This window comes from Mycobacterium sp., assembly GCF_051006775.1.
Taxonomy (GTDB): Bacteria; Actinomycetota; Actinomycetes; order Mycobacteriales; family Mycobacteriaceae; genus Mycobacterium.
Genome location: NZ_JBPCSX010000155.1, coordinates 1 through 13,586 on the forward strand (window position 1 = coordinate 1; position 13,586 = coordinate 13,586).

The window sequence follows — 13,586 nt, forward strand, 5'->3', positions numbered from 1 at the left end:
GTCGGTGTTCGGCCACCAGACCCCGCTGCAACTGACCGACCTGCCGGTCGGGGTGCTCTACGTGCTGGCATTCACCTCCATCGGTGTGTACGGAATCGTGTTGGCCGGCTGGTCATCCGGATCCACCTACCCACTGCTGGGCGGTCTGCGGTCCGGCGCCCAGGTGATCTCCTACGAAATCGCGATGGCCCTGTCGTTCGCCGCGGTGTTCCTCTACTCACGCACCATGTCGACCTCCGGACTGGTCGCCGCGCAGGCTCACACCTGGTACATCTGGCTGCTGCTTCCGTCGTTCTGCGTCTACGCCGTCGCCATGGTCGGCGAGACCAACCGCGCCCCCTTCGACCTGCCCGAGGCCGAGGGTGAACTCGTCGGCGGATTCCACACCGAATACTCGTCGCTGAAGTTCGCCATGTTCATGCTCGCCGAGTACGTCAACATGACCACCGTCTCGGCCCTGGCGGCCACCATGTTCCTCGGCGGCTGGCGCGCCCCCTGGCCATTGAGCATCTGGGCCGGCGCCAACAGTGGCTGGGTGCCCCTGGTGTGGTTCATCGCCAAGGTGTGGATATTCCTGTTCGTGTTCATGTGGTTGCGCGCCAGCCTTCCCCGGCTGCGCTATGACCAGTTCATGGCGATCGGCTGGAAGCTGCTGATCCCGGTGTCGCTGGTCTGGGTCCTCGTCGTCGCGGTGCTGCGCGCCACCGGCCACACCGGCGTGCTGCCGAGCCTGCTCTGTGCCGCGGGCCTGCTGATCGGTGTGCTCGTGGTGAACGCATTGCGCCAGCGGACCATCCGACGCCAGATCCCACCACCACCGCCGCCGGCCGCGGGTTCGTTCCCGGTGCCTCCGCTGCCGAAGGAGAGCGCACGTGCCTAGATTCTTGAGCTCCATCGCGGGATTCGGCGTCACCTTCAAGTCGATGTTCAAGAAGCCGATCACCGAGGGGTATCCGGAGAATCCGGGGCCGGTCGCGCCGCGCTACCACGGCCGCCATCAGCTCAACCGGTATCCCGACGGGCTGGAGAAGTGCATCGGCTGCGAGCTGTGCGCGTGGGCCTGCCCGGCCGACGCCATCTACGTCGAGGGTGCGGACAACACCGAGGAGGATCGGCACTCCCCCGGCGAACGGTACGGCCGGGTCTATCAGATCAACTATCTGCGCTGCATCGGCTGCGGGCTGTGCATCGAGGCCTGCCCCACCCGGGCGCTGACCATGACCAACGTCTACGAGATGGCCGACGACAACCGCTCCGACCTGATCTACGACAAGGTGAACCTGCTGGCCCCGCTGCAGCCGGGCATGGTGGCCCCGCCGCACGCCATGGCGCCGGGCTCCACCGACGAGGACTACTACCGCGGTCGGATCAAACCGGCGGTGGTGAAGCCGTGAATCCCGAAGCCGTCGCCTTCTGGATCCTGGGCGCCATCGCGGTGATCGGCGCCATCGGAGTGGTCGCCGCACCGAAGGCCGTCTACTCCGCACTGTGCCTGGCGTCGACGATGATCGCTCTGGCCATCATCTACGTCGCCCAGGGGGCGCTGTTCCTCGGCGTGGTGCAGATCGTGGTCTACACCGGCGCGGTGATGATGCTGTTCCTGTTCGTGCTGATGCTCATCGGCGTCGACTCCGCGGAGTCACTGACCGAAACCATTCGCGGACAACGGGTTGCCGGCGTCCTGGCCGGCCTTGGCTTCGGCGTCCTGCTGATCGCAATGATCGGCACCATCTCGGTGCCGGCATCGGCCGGCCTCGCTCCGGCCGGCAACGTCGAGGGCCTGGCGAGGGAGATCTTCACCCGCAACCTGTGGGCCTTCGAACTCACCAGCGCGCTGCTCATCACCGCCGCACTCGGGGCGATGGTGCTGGCGCACCGGGAGCGGCTGGGCCGGCGCAAGACCCAGCGCGAGCTGGCCACCGAACGCTTCCGCGACGGCAGCCGGGCCACCCCGCTGCCCAGCCCCGGCGTCTTCGCCCGGCACAACGCCGTGGACACCGCGGCTCTACTGCCCGACGGCTCAGAGGAGCCGTCATCGGTGAACGCGATCGTGCGGGGTCGCCGATGAATCCGATGAACTACCTGTACCTGTCGGCACTGCTGTTCACCATCGGAGCGGCCGGGGTGCTGTTGCGGCGCAGCGCCATCGTGATGTTCATGTGTATCGAACTCATGCTCAACGCCGCGAACCTCGCCTTCGTCACCTTCGCCCGGACGCACGGCCACCTCGACGGTCAGGTGGTCGCGTTCTTCACCATGGTGGTGGCCGCCTGCGAGGTGGTGGTCGGCCTGGCCATCATCCTGACCATCTTCCGGACCCGGCGCAGCACCGACGTCGACGAGTCGAATCTGCTGCGGAATTGATGTCATGACGCTGATCTGGTTGACCATTGCGCTGCCCCTGGCCGGAGCGGCGATCCTGCTGCTGGGCGGCAAGGCGACCAACGCCTGGGGTCATCTGCTGGCCACCGCGTTGGTGATCGGATCCTTCGTCTGCGGCGCGACGCTCTTCGTCGACCTGCTCGGCAGGCCCGCCGAAGACCGGGTGATCCGCAGCGTGCTGTTCTCGTGGGTTCCGGTGGGCACACTCGACGTCGACTTCGGCGCGCAACTCGACGCGCTGTCGATCTGCTTCGTGCTGTTGATAACCGGCGTCGGCGCGCTGATCCATCTGTATTCGATCGGCTACATGGCGCACGACCCCGAGCGTCGTCGTTTCTTCGCGTACCTGAACCTGTTCGTCGCCGCCATGCTGATTCTGGTGCTCGCCGACAACTACCTCGGCCTCTACCTCGGCTGGGAGGGCGTCGGTCTGGCCTCCTATCTGCTGATCGGGTTCTGGTCCTACAAGCCCAGCGCTGCCACCGCCGCCAAGAAGGCGTTCATCGTCAACCGGGTCGGCGACACCGGCCTGGCCATCGCGCTGATGGTGCTGTTCGCACAGGTCGGCTCGGTGAGCTTCGGCACCGTCTTCGCTGCCGCCCCGTTCATGGATTCCGGCACCATCAACACGGTCGGATTGCTGCTGCTGCTGGGCGCCTGCGGCAAGAGCGCACAGGTTCCGCTGCAGTCCTGGCTCGGCGACGCGATGGAGGGCCCGACGCCGGTGTCGGCACTCATCCACGCTGCCACCATGGTGACCGCCGGGGTGTACCTGATCGTGCGCTCCGGCCCGGTGTTCAACCTCGCCCCGGTCGCCCAGACCGCGGTGGTCGTCGTCGGCGCGGTGACACTGTTGTTCGGCGCGATCATCGGCTGCGCCAAAGACGACATCAAGAAGGCACTGGCGGCCTCCACCATGAGCCAGATCGGCTACATGGTGCTCGCCGCCGGTCTGGGCCCGGCCGGCTACGCGGTGGCGATCCTGCACCTGCTCACCCACGGCTTCTTCAAGGCCGGCCTGTTCCTCGGCGCCGGATCGGTGATGCACGCCATGGATGACGAGACCGATATGCGTCGCTACGGCGGGCTGCGCACGCTGCTGCCGATCACCTACGTCACCTTCGGGCTGGGCTATCTGGCGATCATCGGTGTGCCGCCGTTCGCGGGGTTCTTCTCCAAGGACGCCATCATCGAGACCGCCGTCAACGCGGGTGGGCTCAAGGGCTGGCTGCTCGGCGGGGCAACCCTGCTCGGCGCTGGGATCACCGCGTTCTACATGACCCGGGTGATGCTCTTGACCTTCTTCGGCGAGCGTCGCTGGCGGGATCGCATCCACCCGCACGAGTCGCCCACGTCGATGACGGCGCCGATGGTGGTGCTGGCGTTCGGTTCAGTGGGTGCGGGCGTGGTGCTGGGCCTGGGCCACCTGCAGCAGTGGCTGGAACCGGTTGTCGGAAGCCATGAGTCGGCGCATGCGGTGCCCGCCTGGGTGACGACGGTGCTGGCCCTCGCTGTCGTCGCGGTCGGTGTCGCGGTGGCCTACCGGCAGTACGCCACCAGTCCGGTGCCGCGTAACCTGCCGCGCAACGTCTCGGCACTGACTGTCGCAGCGCGGCGCGATCTCTACGGCGACGCGTTCAACGAGGCGGCGTTCATGCGTCCCGGTCAGTTGCTGACCAAGGCCATGGTGGTCGCTGATGACAGCGCGATCGAAGGCTCGGTCAACGGCCTCACCTGGTCGATTCGACGGCTCTCCACCGGGTTGCGCGGACTGCAGACCGGGTACGCGCGCACCTACGCGTTCTCGATGCTGGGCGGGGCGGCCCTGATCGCCGGCGCGGTGCTGCTCATGGCGACGTGGCGGTGATGACGATATGACCACGATGCCTCTACTCAGCATGCTGTGGGCGGTGCCCATCGTTGCGGCACTCATCATCGTCGCGCTGCCACCGTCGCTGCGGGCCACCGGCCGCGATGCCGGACTGCTGATCTCACTGGGGGTGCTCGGGATCGCCATCGCCTGTGCGGTCGGCTTCGATCCGGCCGGCGAGCGGTTCCAGTTCGTCGAAAACCACACCTGGATCCCGTATCTGGGCACCCGCTACGTCCTCGGTCTCGACGGGATCGCGCTGGACCTGGTGGTGCTGACCGCCGCTCTGGTGCCGCTGCTGATGATCGCCGGCTGGAGGGACGCCGAGCGGTCCACCGGACGCGGCCAGCAGGCCTACGTCGCGCTGATCCTGGCCGTAGAGGGCATGGTCATGCTGTCTCTGTCGGCGCTGGACATCCTGCTGTTCTACGTGTTCTTCGAGGCGATGCTGGTGCCGATGTACTTCCTCATCGGCGGCTTCGGCGGGCCGCAACGGGCGCGCGCGGCGGTGAAATTCCTGCTCTACAACCTTCTGGGCGGATTGATCATGTTGATCGCCGTCGTCGGCATCTACGTGGTGACGTCGAACTCCGGCGCCTTCACCGGTGGCACCTTCGACTTCCGCCAGATCACCGACGCGATCTCGGACGGCTCGCTGCGCATCGAACCGGGCGTGGCCGCGCCGATGTTCCTGGCCTTCATGTTCGCCTTCGCGGTCAAGGCACCGCTATGGCCGCTGCATCGCTGGCTGCCCGATGCCGCCGTGCAGGCCACCCCGGCCTCGGCGGTGCTGATGATGGCGGTGATGGACAAGGTCGGCACATTCGGCATGCTGCGCTACTGCCTGACGCTGTTCGGTGACGCCGCAACGCAATTCCGTACCCCGATCATCATTCTCGCGGTGATCAGCATCGTCTACGGCGCCGTTGTGGCGATCGGCCAGACCGATGTCATGCGGCTCATCGCCTACACCTCGATCAGCCACTTCGGTTTCATCATCCTGGGCATCTTCGCGATGACCACCCAGGGCCAATCCGGCTCGGCGCTCTACATGGTCAGCCACGGCGTCTCGACGGCGGCACTGTTCCTCATCGCGGGCTTCCTGGTGAGCCGGCGCGGCACCCGGGCGATCGCGGCCTACGGCGGAGTGCAGAAGGTCGCGCCGGTGATGGCGGGCACCTTCCTGATCGCCGGACTGGCCACCCTGTCACTGCCCGGACTGGCGTCGTTCATCAGTGAATTCCTGGTACTCATCGGCACATTCACCCGCTACCCGCTGCCGGCGGTGATCGCCGCGGCCGCACTGGTGCTCTCCGCGATCTACGTGCTGTGGCTCTATCAACGGATGATGACCGGGCCGGTGACACACGGCAATGAGAAGCTGCCCGATCTGCGGGCGCGCGAACTGCTGGTGGTGGTGCCACTCATCGCGGCGCTGATCGCACTGGGGGTGTATCCGAAGATCGCGTTGAACGTCATCAACCCGGCCGTCAATCACACCCTCGAGGGCATCCACGTGACCGACCCGGTGCCCACGCTGCAGGCGGAGGTGCCGCGGTGAGGGCCCCGAGTATCGAATACGGGCTGCTGTCGCCGGTGCTGATCATCTTCGGCACGGCCATCGCCGGCGTGCTCCTCGAGGCGATTCTGCCGTGGCGGGCCCGCTACGGTGCGCAACTGGCATTGAGCCTGGCCGGTCTGGCGGGCGCTTTCATCGCACTGGTCACCGTCTACTCGGGCCACAGGTCCGGCGGCGGAACCCTGGCCGCGGTGGGTGCGGTCACCGTGGACGGCCCGACACTGTTTCTGCAGGGATCCCTGCTGCTGATCGCGACACTGAGCATCCTGCTGATCGCCGAACGCGGCATCCCGATCGAATCCGATTCACGCCGTAGAGGATTGGACGCGTTCACCGCGCAGGCCTCGACAGTGCCGGGAACGGTCGCCGAACTCGTCGCCACCCGTGCCGGCGCAGCGCAGACCGAGATATTCCCACTGACCATGTTCTCGGTCGGCGGCATGATGCTCTTCCCCGCCGCCGGTGACCTGTTGACGATGTTCATCGCGCTCGAGGTCTTCTCACTGCCGCTGTACCTGATGTGTGGGCTGGCCCGGCACCGCCGTTTGCTCTCCCAGGAAGCGTCACTCAAGTATTTCCTGCTGGGCGCATTCTCCTCGGCGATCTTCCTCTACGGCATGGCCATGCTCTACGGGTACACCGGGACACTGAGCATCACCGGCATCGCAACCGCCGTGCAGGCCGCCGGCCCCAACACCGAACTGGCCCTGGTCGGTTCGGCACTGATCACCGTCGGCCTGCTGTTCAAGGTCAGCGCCGCGCCGTTCCATGCCTGGGTGCCCGACGTCTACCAGGGGTCACCCACACCCATCACGGCATTCATGGCGGCGAGCACCAAAATCGCCGCGTTCGGTGCGCTGCTGCGGCTGTTCTACGTCGCACTGCCGCAACTGGAGATCCAGTGGGAACCGGTGCTCTGGGCTGTCGCGATCCTCACCATGGCGATCGGCACCATCACCGCGGTGACTCAGCACGACGTCAAGCGCCTGCTCGGGTATTCGGCTGTGGCGCATACCGGTTTCATCCTGATCGGTGTGATCGCGCTGAACCATGCCGGGCTCACCGGGACGCTGTTCTATCTGGCGGCTTACGGATTCGCCACCGTCGGCGCCTTCGCGGTGGTCAGTGTGGTCCGCGGACCCGACGGTGTGGAACAGACCGGGTTCGACCGCTGGGCCGGGCTGGGCAAGCGCTCGCCGCTCACCGCCACGGTGTTCGCACTGTTCCTGCTGTCCTTCGCCGGCATCCCGCTGACGAGTGGATTCGTCAGCAAGTTCGCCGTGTTCAAAGCCGCCGCCCAGAGCGGCGCCACTGCACTGGTGGTCGTCGGCGTGCTGGCCAGTGCTGTGGCGGCGTACTTCTACATCCGGGTGATCGTGCTGATGTTCTTCGCCGACCCGCCGGCTGACGCGCCGGAGGCCCGGCCACCGAGTCCGGCGACAACCGTGGTGATCGCGGTGACGCTGCTGATCACCTTCGCCCTCGGAACCCTGCCCCAGCCGCTGCTGGACCTGGCCGATCACGCGGCGTCGTTCCTGACGCCCTGACGTCTCACCCGTCAGGACTGCTATGCCATCGCCTGCTCGATATCGGTGAACGGGTCGAAGCTTCCATCAAGCACCTGAAGGTGGCCGACGGTCCGGCCGCTCACGGTGTCCGGGCCGGCCAGAACCAGTTCGACTGTGGCGCCACCGAACTCGTCATCCGGTGAGGTACTGGCGAACTCACTGCGGTAGTAGGTCAGCCCCGGGGTGGCGATGGGCCGCGACGGCGCCAGCGCATTGACGCCGATATTGTGTGCGCGCAGGTCGGCGGCGGCACACATGGTCAGGTGCTCCAGCGCCGCCTTGGACCCGCCGTAGCCGGGCAGCGTCGCCACCCTCGACGCCACCGAGGTGACGTTGACGATTGATCCGTACCCCGCCTCGATCATGTCCGGGCAGACCAGCTGCATCAGCTCATAGGCCGCGAACGGCCCGATCTCGAAGTGCCGGCGGTAAGCCGACAGCGGCACCGACACAAAGCCCGGCCATGCGGCGTCCACCGCGGAGCGGCCGGTCTTCCCGGCGGGAGCCTTGTCCGGAGCGCCGGGCGCGGGAGGGCGGCCCGGCGCGGTGAACGCGGCATTGTTGACCAGCACGGTGATCGGCCCCAGCGCCGCCCTGGCCTCCTGCACCAGCCGTGGAATGTCATCGCGTTCGAGTAGGTCGGCGCGGATGGCGACGGCCCGGCCGCCGGCGGCCTCGATCGCGGCGACGGTCTCTCCGATGGTGCCCGGCAACCGGTCGTCCCACTGGGCCTCACTGCGGGCCACCACCGCGACGGCGGCGCCCTCGGCGGCCAGCGCCAGTGCTGTCGCCCGGCCCAGGCCGCGGCTGGCTCCGGTGACGATGGCACTGCGGCCGGTCAGTCGTGCTGTCATGGCATCCTCGCTATCTGAGTGCGCGTTCGTCCGCAGTATGGCAGCGTCGGGGGCGTGGCCAACCAACCGAGCGTCGAGACCGGCGTCCAGCGTCTGCAGCGGTCGGGTCGCGACATCAGCACCCTCCCCGCGACACTTTCGGCGTGGCTGTCCCCCATTCTCGGCGTCACCCCGGAGGTCACCGTCGAGAGCGGTGTCGACTCCAACGGCATGTCCTCGGAGACCATCATCCTGACCGGCCGCTGGACCGCCACCGATTCATCAGGGGACGGCAAACCCATCGAGCAGCGCTGGGTCGCCCGGGTCGCCCCGACCGAGGCCGACGTCCCGGTGTTCACGGCCTACCGGATGGACCACCAGTTCGACGTCATCCGTCAGGTCGGCGAATTGACCGACGTCCCGGTTCCGCGGGTGCGCTGGCTCGAACCCACCGGCGAGGTGCTGGGCAGCCCGTTCTTCCTGATGGATCTCGTCGAGGGCAGCGTGCCGCCGGACGTGATGCCCTACACCTTCGGTGGCAACTGGTTCTTCGATGCGCCCGTCGAACAGCAGCGCGCATTGCAGGACGCCACCATCGAGGTGCTGGCCAAACTGCACGCGATTCCTGATGCCACAACGACTTTCGGTTACCTCGGCGATGTCGATCCGCCCGGTGACACCCCGCTGGGTAAGACTCCTTTGGGCCGGCACTTCGGTTGGCTCAAAGAATGGTATGAGTTCGCGGTGCCCGATATCGGCCGCTCCGCACTGGTCGAAGAGTCGTTGGCCTGGCTGGAGGACAACTTTCCCACCGACATCGCCGCCGGCGAGACCGTGCTGGCCTGGGGTGACGCCCGGATCGGCAACGTGCTCTACCGCGACTTCCACCCGGTGGCGGTGCTGGACTGGGAGATGGCGACCATCGGGCCGCGCGAGCTCGACGTGTCCTGGACCATCTTCGCGCACATGGTGTTTCAGGAACTCTGCGGCCTCGCCGGTCTGCCCGGCCTGCCCGACGTCCTGCGCGAGGAGGACGTCCGTGCCACCTATCAACGGCTCACCGGTGTCGAACTCGGCGACCTGCGCTGGTTCTACGTGTACTCCGCGGTGATCTGGTGCGTGGTGTTCATGCGCACCGGCGCGCGCCGCGTGCATTTCGGGGAGATGGACAAGCCGGATGACGTCGAATCGCTGTTCTATCACGGGGGCCTGCTACGCCGACTGATGAAGGAAGGTTCCTAAATGATTGGCCCACTTGACGAATACCCCGTCCACCAGGTCCCCCAACCGATCGCGTGGCCGGGCTACTCCGACCGCAACTTCTATGACCGGTCCTACTTCAACGCCCACGACCGCAGCGGCGACATCTTCGTCATCACCGGTATCGGCTACTACCCCAACCTCGGCGTCAAGGACGCGTTCGTGCTGGTTTCCCGCCGCGGCGGCGGCAAATACGGCGGAACCGGCGATGAGCAGACGGCGGTGCATCTGTCCGACGCCATCGACGGTAACCGGCTGCACCAGAACGTGCTGGGTTACCACGTCGACGTCGTCGACCCGTTGCAGACCATCCGCATCGTCATGGAGGAGACCGAAGGTATCGCCGTCGACCTGACCTGGGAGGCGCTGTTCCCGGTGGTGCAGGAGCAGCGGCACCTGATGCGGTCCGGCGCCAAGGTCACCCTCGACGCACAACGCTTCGCCCAACTCGGCACCTGGAGTGGCGGGCTGGTGGTCGACGGCCAGGACATCGCCGTGGACCCGGCCACCTGGATCGGCACCCGGGACCGGTCCTGGGGCGTCCGTCCGGTCGGTGAACCCGAACCCGCGGGCCGGCCCGCCGACCCGCCCTTCGAGGGCATGTGGTGGCTGTATGTGCCGATGGCGTTCGACGATTTCGCGATCGTCGTCATCATCCAGGAGGAACCCACCGGGTTCCGCAGCCTCAATGACTGCACCCGGATCTGGAATGACGGCCGCATCGAGCAGCTGGGCTGGCCACGGGTGAAGATCCACTACCGTTCCGGCACAAGGACTCCCACCGGAGCCACCATCGAGGCCACCGATGCCGCCGGCAATCCGCTGCGCTTCGAGGTCGAGTCCAAGCTCGCGGTGCCGATCCACGTCGGCGGCGGCTACGGGGGCGACTCGGACTGGACCCACGGCGTGTGGCGGGGCGAGAAGTTCACCGAACGGCTCACCTACGACATGAACGATCCGGCCGTCATCGGCCGGTCGGGCTTCGGCGTCATCGACCACGTCGGCCGGGCACTGTGCTACGCCGGTAACGGGGCACCGCAGGAGGGCTGGGGCCTGTTCGAGCACGGCGCCCTGGGCCGTCACGATCCGTCCGGCTTCGCCGACTGGCTCACCGTCGCACCCTGAGGTCGGAGAGGGCGGCTTCCTACCGGGCCAGCTCGTCGACGATCTGCGCCAGCGTCTCGACCGGGATCGGCCCCGGCTGATACAGGCAGACCGTGTCGGCGATGCCACCGGTGCGGTCGCGGATGTGGGCGGCGATCTGTTTCGGCGTCCCGCAGGCGGCGATGGTGCCCAGCACCTCGTCGGTGATCAGCCCGCCCATCTCGGCCCAGCGGCCCTGCTTGGACAGTGCGTGGAGTTCGGGCTGCAGATCACCCCAGCCATGGGCGTCGAGCACCGGCCGATAGGCCGGGGTGGAACCGTAGAAGGCCAACAGCCGCCGGGTGGCCTCGTGGTTCTCGCCTGCGGAGATGATCACCTCGGGCACCACCGCGAAGTCGCCTGCGCTCCGGCCGGCAGTCGCCAGACCCTCGCGCACTCCGGGCATGGTCACCTCGTGCAGGAAACGGGTCGAGGAGAACGGCATCACCAGCAGTCCGTCGGCGCATTCGGCGACGGCCCGGGTCAGTCGCGGGCCCAGCGCCCCGACGTAGATCGGCGGCGGCCCGAAGGGATTGGGCCCCGGGTTGAATGTCGGCGTCATCAGGGTGTGCCGGTAGAACTCGCCGCGGAAGTCCAGCCGCTCGCCGGTCTCCCACGCCGCGAAGATCGCCCGCAGGGCGCCGACGAGTTCGCGCATTCTGACCACCGGCCGTTCGAAGGCGGCGCCGTAACGCTTCTCGATCTGGGTGCGGATCTGGGTGCCCAGGCCGAGGGTGAACCGGCCACCGCTGAGCAGCTGATGGTCATAGGCCTGATGGGCGAGCTGGATCGGGTTGCGCGGGAACGCGATCGCCACATTGGTCATCAGGTCAAGCCCGCCGACAGTGGATGCCAGGGTCAGCGGGGCGAACACATCGTGCGGGCCCTCGAAGGTGAAAACACCGGACGCACCGGCCTCACGGAGGGCACGGGCCCGCTCGACGGCATCGGCGGGCCCGAATAGGGCGGTAAGGACCTTCACCGTACGAACCCTAGACTTCGGCGCGCTAACCGGCGGTAGGCGCACGTTTGCGCACCGGATTCGGGAAGACTGGGGGCATGGCACACGACGTGATTGTGATCGGCGCGGGCCTCGCGGGCCTGACCGCCGCCCGCGAGCTGACCGGCATGGGATTCGACGTGGTGGTACTCGAGGGTCGCGACCGGGTAGGTGGGCGCACCGCCCCGGCCACGCTGGCCGGTGTGCCGGTGGACCGCGGCGCCTCGTTCGTCGGCCCCACCCAGGACGCCGTGCTGAAACTGGCCGCCGATCTGGGCTGCGACACCGCCCCGACCTACAATTCCGGCGCCAACCTGATCCGCTGGCGCGGCCGGGTCCGGCGCTATCAGGGCACCATCCCCAAGCTGGGGCTGATCGGCCTGCTCGATATCGGCCGCGTCCAGTGGCAGTTCGAGCGCATCGCCCGCACCATCAGCATCACCGAACCGTGGACGTCGGAGAAGGCCGCCAAGTGGGACGCCCTCAGCCTCGGCGGCTGGCTGCGCTCGGTCAAGGCCAGCGCCGGCTCGCTGGACCTGATGGCAATCATGTCTCGGGTGACCTGGGGCGCCGAACCCGATCAGGTGTCCATGCTGCACGCGCTGCGCTACGTCAAGACCTCCGGCGGCCTGGACCGGATGCTCGACACCGCCGGCGGCGCCCAGCAGGATCACTTCACCGGCGGTAGCCATCAGATCTCGGCCAGAATTGCCGCCGAACTGGGCGGGCGGATCCGGCTGGGCGCCATCGTCTCCCGCATCGAGTGGTCCGAAGACGCCGTCGCGGTCAACTCCTCGGCGGGTGTGCTCGAGGCGCGTCGCGCCATCCTGGCGATAGCACCCGCACAGCGGCTGGACATCGACTTCACCCCGGCCCCACCGATCGAGTACCAGCAACTGGCGCAGCGCTGGCCGTTGGGCGCACTGACCAAGTCCTACGCCGCCTACCCGACTCCGTTCTGGCGGGCCAAAGGTCTTTCCGGGCAGTCACTCTCCGATCAGGGCCCGGTGTTCATCACATTCGACGTCAGTCCGGAGGACGGTCGGGGCTTCCTGCTCGGCTTCACCGATTCGCGCGGGTTCGACGCATTGCCTGAGGATCAGCGGCGCCAGAAGGTTCTTGACTGTTTCGTGGCGCTGTTCGGGGAGGAGGCCGCCAACCCGATCGATTACCTCGATCAGCGTTGGGGCGCCGAGGCTTTCGCTCCGGGCGGGCCGACCGCCGCGGTGCCGCCGGGATCGTGGACGCAGTTCGGCCGGCTACTGCGCGAGCCGGTGGGACCGTTGCACTGGGCTGGCACCGAGACCGCCGATGAGTGGACCGGGTTCATGGACGGAGCGGTGCGCTCCGGACAGCGGGCAGCCGCCGAGGTCGTCGCGAGTCTGCGCGCCGGTTCGGCTTAAGAACTGATCCGCTGTGCCGACACGCTCGACATGGCCAGGTCGCGAAGGTGAGCATTGACGTCACCCGGATGCTCGAGGATCGCGCAGTGACCGCCCGGCATCTCGACGAGCTCGGCCAGATTCGGAGCGTCCTGCGCGATCCGGCGGGCCTGGCTCATCGGCAGCAGCCGGTCCTTGGTGCTGCCGATCACCAGGGTCGGCACCACCAAACCGCTGATGTCGATGTGGGTGTCCGGACCCATCTCGTCGACCAATACCCGCGCCCACGCACCACGGCCGGCGGCCGGGGTGGCGGCGAACAGTTTGTGCAGGAGACGCGGGATCGCCGGATCGGCGTCGGCCCCGACGGCCATCATCTGCAGGAAGAGCATGCTGCCCGGTTGCGTTCCATAGATCAGCGGTGCGCCACCCAGCGAGCGAATCATGTTGCGCGCGGCCGCTATTCGGGCCGGCTTGAGCATGCCGGGCACCCGCAGCAGCTTGATCTTGTCCAGCAGATCGCCGGTGGTGGTGTTGATCAGCGCGACGGCAACGGCGCGCTCGGGTAC

Annotated in this window: 13 protein-coding genes; 10 read left to right on the forward strand and 3 right to left on the reverse strand. The window is 67.4% G+C overall.

From position 1 onward, the window contains the following. The 7 genes from nuoH to nuoN all read left to right on the forward strand — a co-directional run. On the forward strand, positions 1-880 hold an 880-nt coding region (nuoH, locus tag ACR2JI_RS11275; RefSeq protein WP_526390162.1), incomplete at its 5' end, for an NADH-quinone oxidoreductase subunit NuoH. Beyond that, a complete protein-coding gene (nuoI, locus tag ACR2JI_RS11280) occupies positions 873-1,394 on the forward strand; it encodes an NADH-quinone oxidoreductase subunit NuoI (RefSeq protein WP_526390163.1) in 522 nt (173 codons plus the stop codon). The genes nuoH and nuoI, both read left to right, overlap by 8 nt. Then, complete coding sequence (locus ACR2JI_RS11285) at positions 1,391-2,068, forward strand: NADH-quinone oxidoreductase subunit J (RefSeq protein WP_526390164.1); 678 nt, start codon at positions 1,391-1,393, stop codon at positions 2,066-2,068. Before nuoI ends, ACR2JI_RS11285 begins: the two co-directional genes overlap by 4 nt. Beyond that, positions 2,065-2,364: an NADH-quinone oxidoreductase subunit NuoK gene (gene nuoK / locus ACR2JI_RS11290; protein WP_526390165.1), complete on the forward strand. Its 300-nt coding sequence runs from the start codon at positions 2,065-2,067 to the stop codon at positions 2,362-2,364. Before ACR2JI_RS11285 ends, nuoK begins: the two co-directional genes overlap by 4 nt. Before the next feature lie 4 nt (positions 2,365-2,368). Then, the gene (gene nuoL / locus ACR2JI_RS11295; protein WP_526390166.1) at positions 2,369-4,249 is read left to right on the forward strand and encodes an NADH-quinone oxidoreductase subunit L; all 1,881 of its coding nucleotides are present in this window, start codon (positions 2,369-2,371) and stop codon (positions 4,247-4,249) included. A 7-nt stretch (positions 4,250-4,256) separates the two neighbouring features. Continuing rightward, positions 4,257-5,813 carry an NADH-quinone oxidoreductase subunit M gene (locus tag ACR2JI_RS11300; protein WP_526390167.1) on the forward strand — a complete coding sequence of 519 codons (1,557 nt, stop codon included), beginning with the start codon at positions 4,257-4,259 and terminating at the stop codon, positions 5,811-5,813. Next, entirely contained in the window at positions 5,810-7,378 is a 1,569-nt protein-coding gene (nuoN, locus tag ACR2JI_RS11305) for an NADH-quinone oxidoreductase subunit NuoN (RefSeq protein ID WP_526390168.1), read from the forward strand. The genes ACR2JI_RS11300 and nuoN overlap by 4 nt, the downstream gene beginning before the upstream one ends. A 20-nt stretch (positions 7,379-7,398) precedes the next feature. On the opposite strand, the gene ACR2JI_RS11310 is transcribed toward nuoN, so the two are convergent. After that, entirely contained in the window at positions 7,399-8,253 is an 855-nt protein-coding gene (locus ACR2JI_RS11310) for an SDR family NAD(P)-dependent oxidoreductase (protein WP_526390169.1), read from the reverse strand. A 54-nt stretch (positions 8,254-8,307) separates the two neighbouring features. Here ACR2JI_RS11310 and ACR2JI_RS11315 point away from each other — a divergent pair, with 54 nt between their 5' ends. Beyond that, complete coding sequence (locus tag ACR2JI_RS11315) at positions 8,308-9,474, forward strand: phosphotransferase family protein (RefSeq protein WP_526390170.1); 1,167 nt, start codon at positions 8,308-8,310, stop codon at positions 9,472-9,474. After that, on the forward strand, positions 9,475-10,617 hold the full coding sequence (locus ACR2JI_RS11320; protein ID WP_526390171.1) for an Rv3169 family protein: 1,143 nt from the start codon (positions 9,475-9,477) through the stop codon (positions 10,615-10,617). A 19-nt stretch (positions 10,618-10,636) separates the two neighbouring features. Here ACR2JI_RS11320 and ACR2JI_RS11325 read toward each other — a convergent pair whose 3' ends face one another. Then, entirely contained in the window at positions 10,637-11,617 is a 981-nt protein-coding gene (locus ACR2JI_RS11325; RefSeq protein ID WP_526390172.1) for a TIGR03617 family F420-dependent LLM class oxidoreductase, read from the reverse strand. Between the two features lie 77 nt (positions 11,618-11,694). On the opposite strand from ACR2JI_RS11325, the gene ACR2JI_RS11330 reads away from it, so the two are divergent. After that, positions 11,695-13,038: a flavin monoamine oxidase family protein gene (locus tag ACR2JI_RS11330; protein ID WP_526390173.1), complete on the forward strand. Its 1,344-nt coding sequence runs from the start codon at positions 11,695-11,697 to the stop codon at positions 13,036-13,038. Here ACR2JI_RS11330 and ACR2JI_RS11335 read toward each other — a convergent pair. Further along, positions 13,035-13,586, reverse strand: a 552-nt coding sequence (locus ACR2JI_RS11335; RefSeq protein ID WP_526390174.1) for an alpha/beta fold hydrolase, incomplete at its 5' end; no start/stop codon positions are given. The genes ACR2JI_RS11330 and ACR2JI_RS11335 overlap by 4 nt on opposite strands.